Annotated in this window: 14 protein-coding genes; all 14 read left to right on the forward strand. The window is 67.0% G+C overall.

Annotated elements, in window-relative coordinates; translation table 11 throughout:
- Positions 1-45 precede the first annotated feature (45 nt).
- The 14 genes from ACQR1E_RS14615 (at position 46) to ACQR1E_RS14680 (ending at position 15,642) form a co-directional block, all read left to right on the forward strand.
- Positions 46-1,908, forward strand: a complete 1,863-nt coding sequence (locus ACQR1E_RS14615) for a TRAP transporter large permease (RefSeq protein ID WP_434897208.1) — start codon at positions 46-48, stop codon at positions 1,906-1,908.
- A gap of 18 nt (positions 1,909-1,926) precedes the next feature.
- Positions 1,927-2,652: a GntR family transcriptional regulator gene (locus ACQR1E_RS14620; RefSeq protein ID WP_315718189.1), complete on the forward strand. Its 726-nt coding sequence runs from the start codon at positions 1,927-1,929 to the stop codon at positions 2,650-2,652.
- A gap of 33 nt (positions 2,653-2,685) precedes the next feature.
- Positions 2,686-3,882, forward strand: a complete 1,197-nt coding sequence (uxuA, locus tag ACQR1E_RS14625; protein ID WP_434897209.1) for a mannonate dehydratase — start codon at positions 2,686-2,688, stop codon at positions 3,880-3,882.
- Positions 3,883-3,965: 83 nt separating this feature from the next.
- Positions 3,966-4,733, forward strand: a complete 768-nt coding sequence (locus tag ACQR1E_RS14630; RefSeq protein WP_434897210.1) for a glucose 1-dehydrogenase — start codon at positions 3,966-3,968, stop codon at positions 4,731-4,733.
- 33 nt (positions 4,734-4,766) lie between these two features.
- Positions 4,767-5,798: an L-idonate 5-dehydrogenase gene (locus ACQR1E_RS14635; protein WP_316226324.1), complete on the forward strand. Its 1,032-nt coding sequence runs from the start codon at positions 4,767-4,769 to the stop codon at positions 5,796-5,798.
- A 47-nt stretch (positions 5,799-5,845) separates the two neighbouring features.
- On the forward strand, positions 5,846-6,742 hold the full coding sequence (locus ACQR1E_RS14640; RefSeq protein WP_409977992.1) for a sugar kinase: 897 nt from the start codon (positions 5,846-5,848) through the stop codon (positions 6,740-6,742).
- Complete coding sequence (gene eda / locus ACQR1E_RS14645) at positions 6,739-7,383, forward strand: bifunctional 4-hydroxy-2-oxoglutarate aldolase/2-dehydro-3-deoxy-phosphogluconate aldolase (protein ID WP_315750329.1); 645 nt, start codon at positions 6,739-6,741, stop codon at positions 7,381-7,383. The genes ACQR1E_RS14640 and eda overlap by 4 nt, the downstream gene beginning before the upstream one ends.
- A 240-nt stretch (positions 7,384-7,623) precedes the next feature.
- Positions 7,624-8,589, forward strand: coding sequence for a galactofuranose ABC transporter, galactofuranose-binding protein YtfQ (gene ytfQ / locus ACQR1E_RS14650; RefSeq protein ID WP_315718196.1), 966 nt, complete (start codon positions 7,624-7,626; stop codon positions 8,587-8,589).
- A gap of 109 nt (positions 8,590-8,698) precedes the next feature.
- Complete coding sequence (locus tag ACQR1E_RS14655) at positions 8,699-10,249, forward strand: sugar ABC transporter ATP-binding protein (protein WP_316175846.1); 1,551 nt, start codon at positions 8,699-8,701, stop codon at positions 10,247-10,249.
- Positions 10,246-11,238 (forward strand): ABC transporter permease, encoded by a 993-nt coding sequence (locus ACQR1E_RS14660; protein WP_315718199.1) that lies wholly within the window; start codon positions 10,246-10,248, stop codon positions 11,236-11,238. Before ACQR1E_RS14655 ends, ACQR1E_RS14660 begins: the two co-directional genes overlap by 4 nt.
- Positions 11,235-12,230 carry a galactofuranose ABC transporter, permease protein YjfF gene (gene yjfF / locus ACQR1E_RS14665; RefSeq protein ID WP_315718200.1) on the forward strand — a complete coding sequence of 332 codons (996 nt, stop codon included), beginning with the start codon at positions 11,235-11,237 and terminating at the stop codon, positions 12,228-12,230. Before ACQR1E_RS14660 ends, yjfF begins: the two co-directional genes overlap by 4 nt.
- A complete protein-coding gene (locus ACQR1E_RS14670) occupies positions 12,227-12,970 on the forward strand; it encodes a FadR/GntR family transcriptional regulator (protein ID WP_315827042.1) in 744 nt (247 codons plus the stop codon). Before yjfF ends, ACQR1E_RS14670 begins: the two co-directional genes overlap by 4 nt.
- The gene (locus ACQR1E_RS14675) at positions 12,967-14,703 is read left to right on the forward strand and encodes an IlvD/Edd family dehydratase (RefSeq protein WP_315718202.1); all 1,737 of its coding nucleotides are present in this window, start codon (positions 12,967-12,969) and stop codon (positions 14,701-14,703) included. Before ACQR1E_RS14670 ends, ACQR1E_RS14675 begins: the two co-directional genes overlap by 4 nt.
- 9 nt (positions 14,704-14,712) lie before the next feature.
- A complete protein-coding gene (locus tag ACQR1E_RS14680; RefSeq protein WP_315718204.1) occupies positions 14,713-15,642 on the forward strand; it encodes a dihydrodipicolinate synthase family protein in 930 nt (309 codons plus the stop codon).
- Positions 15,643-15,644 lie beyond the last annotated feature (2 nt).

Here is a 15,644-nt window from a genome sequence, read left to right on the forward strand (position 1 = left end):
TGTCCGCGTGCGCGGACATCAGCAGGATCTTGCGGGGAGGGTGGAATGGCCGTTGACATGACCGCGACGACCTCGGTGCCGTCGAATGGCGCCTTTGCGCGTTTCGATCATCTGCTAGGCCGCGCCGTCGAGGCGCTGGCGGCAGCGCTCGTCGTCGCCGAGCTGGTCCTGCTCGGCGCGGCGACGGCCGCGCGCTACGTGTTCAATGCTCCGCTGATCTGGTCCGACGAACTCGCCACCGTGCTGTTCGTGTGGTTGGCGATGCTCGGCGCCGTCGTCGCATTGCGACGCGCCGAGCACATGCGGCTCACCGCCTTCGTCCGCAATCTGTCGCCGGCGTGGCGGGCGCGCACCGACGCGCTCGGCCTGATGCTGGTCTGCACCGTGCTGGTCGCGCTGGTGATGCCGTCCTGGCACCACCTCGAAAGCCACCTGATCAGCCGGATGCCCGTGCTCGAGATCAGCGAAGGCTATCGCGAGGCCGCGATGCTGGTCGGCGTGCTGCTGCTGCTGCTCACCGCGGTCGACCGGCTGATCCAGCAGGCGAGCCTCATGCAGATCGTCGGCGCTCTGGCCCTGGTGCTCGCCGGTGCAGGGGCGCTCTATGCGGCCGCACCTGTGCTGGAGGATCTCGGCAACTACAATCTGTTCATCTTCTTCTTTGTGCTCGTCGCCAGCGCCATGGTGATCGGCACGCCGATCGCCTTCACCTTCCTGCTCGCCACCGTGGCCTATCTGCATTTCAGCACCACCGTGCCGGTCCTGATCGTTCCCGGCCGGGTCAGCGAGGGCATGTCGCACATGGTGCTGCTGGCGGTGCCGATGTTCGTGCTGCTGGGTGCGCTGATCGAGATCGCCGGGCTGGCGCGGGCGATGATCCTGTTCCTGGTTTCGCTCATCGGCCATCTGCGCGGTGGCCTGCAATATGTGCTGCTCGGCGCGATGTACCTGGTCTCCGGCATCTCCGGCGCCAAGGCGGCCGACATGGCAGCGGTTGCGCCGGCGCTGTTTCCCGAGATGAAGCAGCGCGGCAGCTCGGAAGGCGACCTGGTGTCGCTGCTGTCGGCCTCGGCCGTTATGTCGGAAACGATCCCGCCCTCGATCGTGCTGATCACGGTCGGATCGGTGACGGGCGTGTCGATCGCGGCGCTGTTCACCGGCGGGCTGCTGCCGGCGGTGGTCGGCCTGATCGCACTCTCCGTCGTCGTCTTCCTGCAGACGCGCAAGGAGGACATGAGCGGCGCGCAGCGTTTCGATGCCAAGACGCGGCTGCGGCTGTTTGCGATCTCTATTCCCGGTCTCGGTCTGCCGATCGTGATCCGCTCGGCTGTGGTCGAGGGCGTCGCCACCGCGACCGAGGTCGCGGCGATCGGCGTCATCTACACCGTGCTGGTCGGTATCTTCGTCTATCGCCAGTTCGACTGGAAGCGGGTGTATCCCATCCTGGTCGATACGGCCTCGCTGTCCGGCGCTATCCTGCTGGTGGTGGGGGCTGCGACCGGCATGGCCTGGGCGCTGACCCAGTCCGGCTTCTCGCAGCAGCTCGTCGACCTCATGGTGGCCGCGCCCGGCGGCCGCTGGGGCTTCCTGCTGATTTCGGCGCTCGCCTTCGTCGTGCTCGGCAGCGTGCTCGAGGGCGTGCCGGCGGTGGTGCTGTTCGGGCCGCTGCTGTTCCCGATCGCGCGCATGATGGGCGTGCACGAGGTGCACTACGCCATCATCGCGGTGTTCGCGATGGGGCTCGGCCTGTTCACGCCGCCTTTCGGCGTCGGCTTCTATCTCGCCTGCGCCATCGGCCGCGCCTCGCCGGACGAGGTCATCCGCCACGTCTGGCCGCATCTCGCCGCACTCGTCGTTGCGCTGCTCTTGATCGTGTTCCTGCCGTGGATCTCGATCGGCTTCCTGTGAATCGGGTAGACTGCCGTCATGGATGACGATCTGACACCGCTGACACGACTGGACGGCAAGGCCGGCCGGCGGCTCGCCGACCAGGTCTACGAGCGGCTGCTCGAGGACATCGTCTCCGGCGCGCTGCCGCCGGGCACGCCGATGGCCGAACTCGATCTGTGCGAGCGGCTCGGCGTCAGCCGCACGCCGGTGCGCGAGGCGCTGATCAAGCTCGCCGATGTAGACCTCGTGCGCATCTATCCGCAAAGCGGCAGCGTGGTGGCGCCGGTGTCGCGCGAGGCGTTCGGCGAGGCGCAGTTCATCCGCGAGCATCTCGAATGTGCGCTGGTTGCCGAGGCCGTCCGCTACATCGATGCGACGGCGCTGCGCGAGCTGACCGAGCTGATCGACAAGCAGAAGGCGGCGGCGACGCCGGCGGAGTTCTACGTCCATGACGAGGCGTTCCATCAGACGATTGCCCGCACCAGCCGGCATCCCCATGTCTGGCAGGTGATCCGTCAGACCAAGATCCATTTCGACCGCGTCCGCCATCTGACCTTGATCGAGGATGCCGGCCATATTCCGCTCCTGATCGCGCAGCATCAGGAGATCCTGGACGGGCTGGCCGCCTGCAACGAGGCCCAGGCGGTCGCGGCGATGCGCCGGCATCTGCGCGAGGTGTTTCGCCGCGCTGACGGCATTTTTGCCCGGCAGGAGGAGATGTCGCAGGCCGAACCGCGCACGCGGGCACGGCGGCGGCGCTGATCGCGCGCTTGATTCATTCTGGAAGGTGACGACATGGAACAGACGTGGCGCTGGTTCGGACCCGATGATCCCATCACCTTGCCGCAGGTTCGCCAGACCGGCGCGACCGGCATCGTGACGGCGCTGCATCACATTCCCTACGGCGTGGTGTGGAGCACCGATGAGATCATCAGGCGCATCGGCTTGATCGAAGGCGATTCATCGCTGCGGCTGCGCTGGAGCGTGGTCGAGAGCCTGCCGGTCTCCGAGGCCATCAAGCTGGGCGAGGGCGATCTGACGTCCTTGTTCGACAACTACCGCCAGTCGCTGCGCAACCTCGCCGCCTGCGGCGTCACCACCGTCTGCTACAATTTCATGGCGGTGCTGGACTGGACCCGCACCGAGCTCGCCTTCCGCCTGCCGGGCGGCGCCACCGCGCTCCGCTTCGACATGGATCGCCTGGCGGCGTTCGACTGCTACATCCTGCAGCGGCCCGGCGCCGAGGCGGAATTCTCCTCCGACGTGCTCGACCGCGCCAGGGCCTGGGTGGCGCAGGCCTCCGAAGCCGACAAGGACCGGCTGCTCGCGACCATCATGGCCGGGTTGCCCGGCGCCTATGACCGCTATGACGTGCCCGGCCTGCGCCGCATGCTGGAGAAATATCGCGGCATCGGCCATGCCGAGCTGCGCGCCAACTACGCGCGCTTCCTGCGCGAGGTGGTGCCGGTGGCGGAGGAGTACGGTGTCAGCCTGTGCGTCCATCCCGACGATCCGCCGCGCGACCTGTTCGGCCTGCCGCGCGTGGTGTCGTCAGCCGAGGATCTGCAGTTCATCGTCGATGCCGTCCCGTCGAAGGCCAATGGCATCACGTTCTGCACCGGCGCGCTCGGCGCCGGCGGCCACAACAACGTGCCGCGGCTTGCCGAGCGGTTCGCCCCGCACATCCGCTTCGTCCATCTGCGCAACGTCACCAAGATGCTCGACGGCTCGTTCATGGAGGCCGAGCATCTGCGCGGCGATGTCGACATGGTTGCGATCGTGACGACGCTGCTCAAGGAGCAGGCGCGCCGCAAGGCCGAGGGCGATCCGGACTGGCGGATACCGTTCCGCCCCGATCACGGTCATGAGCTGGTCGACGACATCGGCCGCGGCACGCATCCCGGCTATCCGCTGGTTGGCCGGCTCAAGGGCCTCGCCGAGATCCGCGGGGTGATGACCGCCGTCGCGGCCATTAACCGTCTCCCGGTTTGATCGGCAGGGCCGGATAACGCGCTTGTCAGCGCGCTGTCCGTCAACGAGGATGCCAGCCGGAACGTCGTCCACGAGTTGAACAGATGTCGACCTCGCTCTTCGATCTCTCCGGCAAGACCGCGCTGGTGACCGGCTCCTCCCGCGGCCTCGGCCGCGCTATTGCCGAAGGCCTTGCCAAGGCCGGGGCGCGGCTCGTCATCAACGGCACCGACCCGGCGCGCACGCTGGCGGTGGCGGAAGAATTCCGCGCCGCGGGCCATCAGGCCGAGGCCTGCCCGTTCGACGTGACCGATGAGCAGGCCGTGGTCAGCGCCTTCGCGCGTTTCGATGACCAGGGGATCGCGATCGACATCCTCGTCAACAATGCCGGCATCCAGCACCGCAAGCCGCTGGTCGAGTTCACCACCGACGAGTGGCGCCGCGTCATCGAGACCAACCTCACCAGCGCGTTCGTGATCGGGCGCGAGGCCGCCAAGCGGATGATTCCGCGCAACAGCGGCAAGATCATCAACATCGGCTCGCTCGGCAGCGAGCTGGCAAGGCCGACGATCGGGCCCTACACCACGGCCAAGGGCGGCATCCGCAACCTGACCCGCGCGATGGCCGTCGAATGGGCCGCGCACGGCATCCAGGCCAATGCGATCGGTCCCGGCTACATGCTGACCGACATGAACCAGGCGCTGATGAGCAACCCCGACTTCAACAACTGGCTGATGTCGCGCGTCCCGGCGAAGCGCTGGGGTCGTCCCGACGAACTGGTCGGCACCGCGATCTTCCTGGCCTCCGACGCGTCGACCTATGTCAACGGCCAGACCATCTATGTCGATGGCGGCATGCTGGCGGCGATGTAGGATCGCGGAAGACACGAGACAGGGAGGCCGGCCATGCGTGCGGTCGTCATTCACGCGCCGAAAGATCTGCGCATCGACAGCTTTCCCGATCCGGCGCCGGGACCCGGCGAGGTCCGGGTCAAGATCGAGGCCGGCGGCATCTGCGGCTCGGATCTGCATTACTACCATCACGGCGGCTTCGGCACGGTCCGCATCAAGCAGCCGATGGCGCTGGGTCATGAGATCGCAGGCCACGTCGCCGCGGTCGGTGCCGGCGTGACCGGCCTCGCCGAGGGCACGCGCGTCGCCGTCAATCCGAGCCTGCCGTGCGGCAAATGCGCCTATTGCCGCGAGGGGCGGCGCAACCAGTGCCTGGACATGCGCTTCATGGGCAGCGCGATGCGCGATCCCCACGTGCAGGGCGGCTTCCGCGAGTTCGTCACCGTGGATGCCTCACAGGCGGTGCCGATCGCGCCGTCGTTGTCGCTGGGAGAGGCCGCGATGGCCGAGCCGCTGTCGGTCTGCCTGCATGCCGCGCACCAGGCCGGTTCGCTGCTCGGCAAGCGCGTGCTGGTGACCGGCTGCGGCCCGATCGGAGCGCTGTCGATCCTGGTCGCGCGTTACGGCGGCGCAGCCGAGATCGTGGCGACCGACGTCGCCGACGCGCCGCTTGCGATGGCGCGCACGCTCGGCGCCAGCCATGCGTTCAATGTCGGGGCGGAGCCGTCGGCGCTCGATCCGTGGCGGAGCGGGAAGGGCACGTTCGACGTGTTGTTCGAGGCCTCCGGCAACCAGGCCGCCCTGCGGGCGGCGCTCGACGTCATGAGGCCCGGCGGCGTCATCGTCCAGCTTGGGCTCGGCGGCGAGATGACCTTGCCGGTCAACACGCTGGTCACGAAGGAGCTGCAATTGCGCGGCACGTTCCGGTTCGACCGCGAATTCGAGCTGGCGCTGCGGCTGATGGGCGAGGGGCTGCTGGACGTCAAGCCGCTGATCTCGGCTGCGCTGCCATTCGAGCAGGCGGTCGCCGCCTTCGAGCTCGCCAGCGATCGAAGCCGGTCGATGAAGGTTCATTTGACGTTTTGATGGATGGATTGACGCCGATGAAAGTCGCCTGCATCGGAGAGTGCATGGTGGAGTTTGCGCAGGAGGACGGCTCGCTGTTCCGGCGCGGCTTCGGCGGCGACACGCTCAACACGGCGCTCTATCTGGCCCGGCTCGGCGTGCCCACCTCCTACGTCACGGCGCTCGGCGATGATCCCTTGAGCGCTATGATGCTGGCGGCCTGGCAGGCCGAGGGCATCGACACCTCGGAGGTGCTGCAGGTCGAGGGCCGCGTGCCCGGCCTGTACATGATCGAGCGCGATGCCCGGGGCGAGCGCAGCTTCCTCTATTGGCGCGACCGCGCGCCGGCGCGCGAGCTGTTCGATCGCGCCGACCGCGACATGCTCGACAGGCTCTCCCGCTTCGACTGGATCTATCTCTCCGGCATCAGCCTCTCGCTCTATGGCGAGACCGGCAAGGCCAAGCTGCGTGAGCTCTTGACGGTGGCGCGCAAGCGCGGCGCGCGTGTGGTCTTCGACGGCAACTACCGGCCGCGCGGCTGGGCCAGCCGCGAGGTGGCGCAGCGCGCGTTCCGCGCGATCCTGCCGCTGGTCGACGTTGCGCTGCCGACGCTCGAGGATGAGCAGATGCTGTTCGGCGATGCCGACGCCTCCGTCAGCCTGCGCCGCTTCAAGGAAGCCGGGGTCGGCGAGGTCGTCGTCAAGCGCGGCGCACGCGGCTGCCTGATCCATGCCGATGGTGTGCTGGTCGACATCGCGCCGCCTGCGGTGCTCAAGCCGATCGACACCACGGCGGCCGGCGATTCCTTCAATGCGGGTTATCTCGCCGCGCGCATCAAGGGCGCGCCGCCCCGCAAGGCGGCGTTGGCCGGCCACCGGCTTGCCGGCGCCGTGATCATGGCGCCGGGAGCCGTGATCCCGGCCACCGCGATGCCGCGGGACATTCTGACGATGAGCGAGGCATGATGAACAATTTGGACAAGCGCACGAAGCTCGATGCGGTGTTCGCTCTGGCGCCGGTGATTCCGGTGATCACGATCGAGGACGCCGCGCATGCCGTGCCGCTTGCGCGCGCGCTCGTTAGCGGCGGTCTCCGCGTCATCGAGATCACCTTGCGGACGCAGGCGGGGCTCGATGCCGCACGCGCGATCATCGATGAGGTGCCGGACGCCGTTGTCGGCATCGGCACGGTGCTGACGCCGGCGGACTACGAGCGCGCCGTCGGGCTCGGTGCAGCCTTCGCGATCAGCCCGGGCCTGTCGATCGGCCTGCTCGATGCCGCGAATGCGGGCGAAATGCCGTTCGCGCCGGGCATTCAGACCGCCTCTGATCTCATCGCCTGCGTGACGCGCGGCTATGAGCTGGTGAAGTTCTTTCCTGCGGTGCCGGCCGGTGGGCTCGCCGCGCTGGATGCGCTGGCCGGGCCGTTCCCCAACGTACGGTTCTGCCCGACGGGCGGCATCAATGCCGGCAACGCTGCGCAATGGCTGGCGCATAAGAAGGTCGTTGCGATCGGCGGCTCCTGGGTCGCCCCCGCGGCCGACATCAAGGCCGGTGCCTGGGCTGCGATCGAGCAGCGCGCCCGCGAGGCGACGAAGCTGCGCTGATCTGGCCTGTCCACAACTTAAAATTTTGTTTGTGTCCGACGTTCATCTTCGGCAGCGTAGGCCTCCGTCGGCGCTTGTCATTCTCAAAAAGTATTACAGTCAAATAATATGACTAGTCATCCCAAGTGTTCCGTGGAATAACGGACGTCACCGGCCGTCGAGGCGGGTGAATAGGTGCGTCGGCACCGCTGTTCGCGGCGGCGCATCAAAAAACAGTACCTTTTTGGGAGAGAACGTCTGATGACCCTGAAAGCCCTCTTTGCGGCCTCGGCAACGGCCGCCTTGTTGCTTGCCACGTCTGCTGGCGCCGCTGAGCTGACCGTCGGCTTCTCGCAGATCGGATCGGAGTCCGGTTGGCGCGCCGCCGAGACCTCGGTCTCGAAATCTGAAGCCGCCAAGCGCAAGATCAATCTGAAGATCGCCGACGCCCAGCAGAAGCAGGAGAACCAGATCAAGGCGATCCGCTCCTTCATCGCCCAGGGCGTGGACGCGATCTTCCTCGCACCGGTCGTGGCCTCCGGCTGGGACGCGGTGCTGAAGGAAGCCAAGGAAGCCAAGATCCCGGTCGTGCTGCTCGACCGCGACATCGATCCCTCCGGCAAGGACCTCTATCTGACAGCCGTCACCTCCGACAGTGTGCACGAGGGCGAGGTGGCAGGCGAGTGGCTCGCCAAGACGGTCGGCGGCAAGGCCTGCAACGTCGTCGAGCTGCAGGGCACGGTCGGCGCCAGCGTCGCCACCAACCGCAAGAAGGGCTTTGACGCCGTCGTCGCCAAGAACGCCAACCTGAAGGTCGTTCGCAGCCAGACCGGCGACTTCACCCGTGCCAAGGGCAAGGAGGTGATGGAAAGCTTCATCAAGGCCGAGAACGGCGGCAAGTCGATCTGCGCGGTCTATGCCCACAACGACGACATGATGGTCGGCGCCATCCAGGCGATGAAGGAAGCCGGGCTCAAGCCGGGCAAGGACATCCTGACCGTCTCGATCGACGCGGTGCCGGACATCTTCAAGGCGATCGCCGCCGGCGAAGCCAACGCCACCGTCGAGCTGACGCCGAACATGGCGGGCCCGGCGTTCGACGCAATCGTGGCTTTCAAGGAGAAGGGCACCGTTCCGCCGAAGTGGATCCAGACGGAATCGAAGCTCTACACCGCGACTGACGATCCGCAGAAGGTCTACGACAGCAAGAAGGGGCTCGGCTACTGAGCCGAAGATCTCGCCGTCGTCCTGGCTGTTGCCGGGACGACGGAAATCAATCGTGGCGCCCGCATCGCGTGCGGGCGTCGACTTTCCGGTCTTGCCCAAGTAGTTCGTCATGTCTGATCCTTCAGCTCCGCCGGCGATGCGTCCGTCTCTTCTGGAGATCCGCGGCCTCACCAAGAGCTTCGGTGCGCTCAAGGCGCTGCAGGATGTCGACTTCATGCTGGGTGAGGGCGAGATCCACGCGCTGCTCGGCGAGAATGGCGCCGGCAAGTCGACGCTGATCAAGGTCGTCACCGGCGTTTTCGCGCGGGACGCCGGCACCGTGCGGCTGGCCGATCGGGAGATCGCGCCGCGCTCGGCCAAGGACGCGGTCGATGCCGGCATCGCCACCGTCTATCAGGAAGTCAATCTGCTGCCGAACCTCTCGGTGGCGCAAAATCTGTATCTCGGCCGGCAGCCGACGCGGTTCGGCGTCGTGCGCGAGGCCGAGATGCGGCGGCGCGCGCATGCGCTGCTGCTGGATTATGGGCTGGACATCGACGTCGGCGCACCGCTTTCGAGCTACTCGGTCGCGGTCCAGCATATCACGGCGATCGCGCGCGCCGTCGATCTGTCGGCGCGCGTCCTCATTCTCGACGAGCCCACGGCGAGCCTCGACCGCCACGAGGTCGAGATCCTGTTCAAGGTGATGCGAAAGCTCGCGGCTGATGGCATCGGCATCATCTTCGTCAGCCACTTCCTCGATCAGGTCTATGAGATCTGCGACCGCGTCACGGTGCTGCGCAACGGCCGGCTGATCGGCACGCGCGAGATTGCCGATCTGCCGCGGCTCGACCTGATCCGCATGATGCTCGGGCGGGAGCTGGCCGAGACCACCCACGAACGCGCAGCGAGCCAGCCGGACAAGGCGCGCGAGGTCTGCATCAGTTTCAAGGGCTATGGCAAGCAGGGCTACCTTGCGCCGTTCGATCTCGAGCTGCGCCGCGGCGAGGTGGTCGGGCTCGCCGGCCTGCTCGGCTCCGGACGCACCGAAACGGCACGGCTCGTGTTCGGCGCCGAGCGCGCCGACAGCGGCGCGGCCACCGTCAACGGCGAGACCGTCCGGCTGAATTCGCCGCGCGATGCCGCCGGGCTCGGCTTCGGCTATTGTCCGGAAGAGCGCAAGACGGAGGGCATCGTTGCCGACCTCACCGTGCGCGAGAACATCGTGCTGGCGCTACAGGCGCGGCGCGGCCTGCACCGGCCACTGTCGCGGCGCGAGCAGGACGAGATCGCGATGCGTTACATCCGCATGCTCGACATCCGGCCGCCGGATCCGGAACGTCCGATCGGGCTGCTGTCGGGCGGCAACCAGCAGAAGGCGCTGCTGGCGCGCTGGCTCGCCACGTCGCCGAAGCTCCTCGTTCTGGACGAGCCGACGCGCGGCATCGACGTCGGGGCCCATGCCGAGATCATCCGGCTGGTGCGCGAGCTATGCGAGCAGGGGCTGGCGCTGCTTGTGATCTCCTCCGAGCTCGACGAGATCGTGACCTATTCGAACCGCGTCATCGTGCTGCGCGACCGCGCCCATGTCGAGGAGCTGAAGGGCGACGCCGTCGAGGTCTCCAGCATTCTAGCGGCGATCGCTGCGGATACCGAGTCCGTGCGCGAGGCCGCATCATGACGCTTCGCATTCCCCGCCGTGGCCTGGCACAAGCGCTCGCACTGATCTTGATCCTGATCATCGATCGCGCGGTGTCGCCGCAGTTCTTCAATCTCCATCTGCAGGACGGCCGGCTGTTCGGCAGCGTCATCGACGTCCTGAACCGCGGCACGCCGGTGGCGCTGCTGTCGCTGGGCATGGTGCTCGTCATCGCGACCGGAGGCATCGACCTTTCGGTCGGTGCCGTGATGGCGATCGCGGGCGCTACCGCGGCGAGCCTCGCCGATACGCATTCGCTGCCGGTGGTCATCGGCTCCGCGCTCGCTGTCGGTCTGGTGTGCGGGCTCTGGAACGGCATCCTCGTTGCCTTCTTGCGTATCCAGCCGATCGTCGCAACGCTCATCCTGATGGTCGCAGGACGCGGCATCGCGCAGCTCATCACCGAGGGGCGCATCGTCACGTTCACGTCGCCCGATCTGGTCTGGATGGGCAACGGCGCCGTGCTCGGCCTGCCGACGCCGGTCGTGATCGCGATCGGCATGCTGCTGGTGACGGGGGCGGTCGTGCGCGGCACCGCGCTCGGGCTCTTGATCGAGGCGACCGGCGGCAACGCGCGCGCCAGCGAGCTGTCGGGCGTCGGCACCCGCGCCATGATCCTGTCGGTCTATGTCTGGTGCGGACTGTGCGCCGCGCTCGCGGGCGTCATTGCGGCCGCCGACATCATGGGGGCGGATGCCAACAATGCCGGGCTGTGGCTCGAGCTCGATGCGATCCTCGCCGTCGTGATCGGCGGCACCTCGCTGTTTGGCGGCCGCTTCAGCCTGGTGCTGGCGGTGGCCGGCGCGCTGATCATCCAGGCCATGAACACCGGCATTTTGCTGTCGGGCTATCCGCCGGAGCTCAATCTGCTGGTCAAGGCCGTCGTCGTACTTGCCGTGCTGCTGGCGCAATCGCCGCGGCTCGGCGATCTCTCGCGCTTCACCGCGCGCTGGCGGAGGACCAAGCCATGAAGGCCTCGACCTCGGTTGCGATCACGGCGTTCGTGCTGGTCGCCGGCTTCGCGTTGTGCGCGCTGCAGTTCCCGAACATCGCCTCGACCCGCGTCGTCGCTAATCTGCTCACCGACAACGCCTTCCTCGGCATCGTCGCGGCCGGCATGACCTTCGTCATCATCTCCGGCGGCATCGATCTGTCGGTCGGCTCGGTGATCGGCTTCACGACGGTGTTCGTGGCTCTGGCGGTCGAGCGCTGGGGCATTCCGCCGTTTGCCGCGTTCGCAATGGTGCTCGTGCTGTGCGCGCTGTTCGGCGCCGCGATGGGGGCGGTCATTCACGTATTTGAGCTGCCGCCCTTCATCGTGACGCTCGCGGGCATGTTCCTGGCGCGCGGCGTCAGCTTCCTGCTGTCGACCGAGTCGATTCCGATCACCGCTCCGATCTACAGTGCCGTCTCCGACTTTGCGATCCGGCTGCCAGGCGGCGGACGGCTCACCGCGATCGCGATGGCGATGCTCGTGATCCTGGTGCTCTGCGCGTTGCTGCTGCATTTGACCCGGTTTGGCGCCAACGTCTACGCGCTCGGCGGCAGCCGTGTGGCGACAGCCCTGATGGGCATTCCGGTCGGGCCGATGACGATCCGCATTTATATGCTGTCGAGCGTGCTTGCGGGCCTCGCCGGCATCGTCTTCTCGTTCTACACCGCGGCCGGCTACTCGCTCTCGGCCGTTGGCGTCGAGCTCGATACAATCGCGGCCGTGGTGATCGGCGGAACCTTGTTGACGGGCGGACAAGGCTCGGTCATCGGCACCTTCCTTGGCGTCCTGATCCAGGGCATGATCCAGACCTACATCAACTTCGACGGCACGCTGTCGAGCTGGTGGACCAAGATCGCCACGGGGGTTCTGTTGTTCGTCTTCATTGCGTTGCAACAAGGTCTGATGGCGCTCGCGCGCCGCTCATCCGTCAAGCCCGCAGGGGCCAAGCCGATGGGGGCGCCGACATGACGACGTCGCACATCGTCTCGATTCCGACCCGGCGCGCGCATTCCAACCATGCCGAGGTCGCCCGCAGCATCGGCATCGACATCATCTCCGGCCGACTGGCCGAGGGGGCGCGGCTGCCGGGTGATGCCGAGCTGACCGCGACCTTCGGCGTCTCACGGCCGGTGCTGCGCGAGAGCGTGAAGACCCTCGTTGCAAAAGGTCTGCTGTCGACCAAGGCCCGCGTCGGCACCGTGGTGCGCGGACGCTCGGACTGGAACATGTTCGATCCCGACGTGCTCGCCTGGCACCTCGACGCGGGCATCGACAAGCGCTTCCTCGCCGACCTCGCCGAGATCCGGTTGGCGATCGAGCCGCGCGCCGCGGCGCTCGCGGCGGAACGCCGTACGGATGACGACGTCGCGGCGATGCGCAAGGCGATGGCGCAGATGGAGCGCGAGCCATCGACATCGGTGGCTTTCGCCGAGGCTGATCTTGCGCTGCACATCGCGGTCGCCAACGCCTCGGGCAATCCCTTCATGCGCTCGATCGGCGCTGTCATCGAGGCCGCGTTGCGCGCCTCGTTCGTCCTGAGCGCCCCGATCGAGACCGCCGATCGCGACACCGTGCTGGTCTGGCACCAGCGCATCATCGACGCGATCGCCGATGGAGACGCCGAGGGCGCCTCCGAGGCCATGATCGAAGTCATCTACAACGGCCGGCGGCGCCATGCCCAGTCGGCTGCACGAACGGACCGGGAATGAGCAACGACAACGAGAAGAAGACGCTGCGGAGCCAGGCGTGGTTCGGCCGCCAGGACAAGATGGGCTTCTATTATCGCTCGTTCCTGAAGAACAGCGGCACGCCGCAGGATCGCTTCGAGGGCCGTCCGGTCATCGGCATCTGCAACACCTGGTCGGAGCTGACACCCTGCAACGCGCATTTCCGCGTCATCGCCGAGCATGTCCGCCAGGGCGTGCTCGATGCCGGCGGCTATCCGCTGGAGTTTCCGGTCTCCTCGCTCGGCGAGGTGACGATGCGCCCCACCGCGATGCTGTTCCGTAACCTCGCTTCGATGGATGTCGAGGAGGCGATCCGCGCCCACCCGCTCGACGGCGTCGTGCTGCTGATGGGCTGTGACAAGACCACGCCGGCGCTCTTGATGGGCGCCGCCTCGGCCAACCTGCCTGCGATCGGTGTTTCAGGCGGGCCACAACTGCGCGGCGTCTATCGTGGCCAGATCATCGGCTCCGGTACCAACATCATCTCGATGAGCGAGCAGCTGCGCGCCGGCGAGATCACGCTGAAGGAATTCCACGAGGCCGAGGCCGGCATGAACCGCTCCGCCGGCAGCTGCATGACCATGGGCACGGCCTCGACGATGGCCTCGATGGTCGAGGCGCTCGGCATCGGCTTGCCGGAAAATGCGGCGATTCCGGCTGCGGATGCGCGGCGCAACCTGCTGGCCCGCATGGCCGGACGGCGCATCGTCCAGATGGTCGGCGAGGATCTCAAGCCGTCGGATATCCTGACGCGCCAGGCGTTCGAGAACGCGATCCGCACGCTGGCCGCGATCGGCGGCTCGACCAATGCCGTCGTGCATCTGCTCGCGATCGCCGGCCGTGTCGGCGTCGAGCTGACGCTCGATGATTTCGATCGGCTCTGCCGCGACGTGCATTGCCTGGTCGACCTGATGCCGTCGGGCCGCTTCCTGATGGAGGACTTCTATTACGCCGGCGGCCTGCCGGCGGTGCTGCGTGCGCTCGGCGAGCGCGGCCTGCTGCACAAGGACGCGCGCACCGTCAACGGCAAGACGTTGTGGGACAATGTCGCCGAGGCTCCGAACTGGAACGCCGAGGTCATCACACCGTTCGAGACCCCGTTCAAGACGGAAGCCGGCATCGCCATTCTCACCGGCAATCTCGCCCCCAACGGCGCTGTCATCAAGCCGTCGGCGGCCTCGCCGGAACTGATGAACCATACGGGACGCGCGGTCGTGTTCGAGAGCGTCGAGGAGATGCATGACGCGGTCGACGACGACAATCTCGACATCGATGCGTCCTGCATCATGGTGCTGAAGAACTGCGGGCCGAAGGGCTATCCGGGCATGGCCGAGGTCGGCAACATGCCGCTGCCTGCGAAAGTGCTGCGTCAGGGCGTGCGCGACATGATCCGCATCTCCGATGCGCGCATGTCCGGCACGGCCTACGGCACGGTGGTGCTGCATGTCGCGCCGGAGGCTACCGTCGGCGGACCGCTGGCGCTGGTGAAGAACGGCGACATGATCACGCTCGACGTCGCCGCGCGCCGGCTGCATCTGCATGTCAGCGACGAGGAACTGGCCGCACGCCGCGCCGCCTGGACGCCGCCGAAGCCGCATGCGGCCCGCGGCTATCAGAAGCTCTACATCGATCACGTGCTGCAGGCCGATCGCGGCGTCGATTTCGATTTCCTCGTCGGCCGCACCGGCTCGCCCGTGCCGCGCGACAATCACTGAGAGGGGCCCATGACCGCTTCCGCCAAAAAGCTCTACAAGGGAGTCTTCCCGGTGGCGCCGACCGTGTTCGACGCCGACGGCCGTCTCGACCTCGAAGGCCAGAAGCGAGCGATCGACTTCATGATCGATGCCGGCTCGCACGGCATCTGCATCCTCGCCAATTTCTCCGAGCAGTTCGTGCTGACCGATGATGAGCGCGATCTGGTGATGACCACGGTGCTGGAGCATGTTGCCGGCCGCGTGCCGATCATCGTCACCACGACGCATTTCTCGACCTTTGTCTGCGCCGAGCGTTCGCGCCGGGCGCAGGAGAAGGGCGCTGCCATGGTCATGGTGATGCCGCCCTATCACGGCGCGACCTTCCGCGTGCCGGACACCTCGATCTATGAATTCTATCGCGGCGTCTCCGACGCGATCTCGATCCCGATCATGGTGCAGGACGCGCCGGTCGCCGGCACGCCGCTATCGGTGCCGTTCTTGGCGCGCATGGCCAAGGAGATCGAGAATCTTGCTTATTTCAAGATCGAAGTGCCGCGCGCGGCCGACAAGTTGCGCGCGCTGATCGAGGCAGGCGGCCCGGCGATCGAAGGTCCGTGGGACGGCGAGGAGGCAATCACCCTGATGGCCGATCTCGACGCGGGCGCCACCGGCGCGATGACCGGCGGCGGCTATCCCGACGGCATTCGCAAGATCATCGATCCGTATTTCGCGGGCGACCGCGAGGCCGCGGCGGCGGCCTATGAGCGCTGGCTGCCGCTGATCAACTACGAGAACCGACAGTGCGGGCTTGCCACCTGCAAGATCCTGATGAAGGCGGGCGGCGTGATCCGCCACGACACGCTGCGCGCGCCGCAGCCGCCAATTCATCCGGCGACCCAGAAGGGACTGATCGAGATTGCGCGCCGGCTCGACCCAGTCGTGCTGCGCTGGGGACGCTAGAG

This window comes from Bradyrhizobium sp. HKCCYLRH1030, assembly GCF_051168395.1.
GTDB lineage: Bacteria > Pseudomonadota > Alphaproteobacteria > Rhizobiales > Xanthobacteraceae > Bradyrhizobium.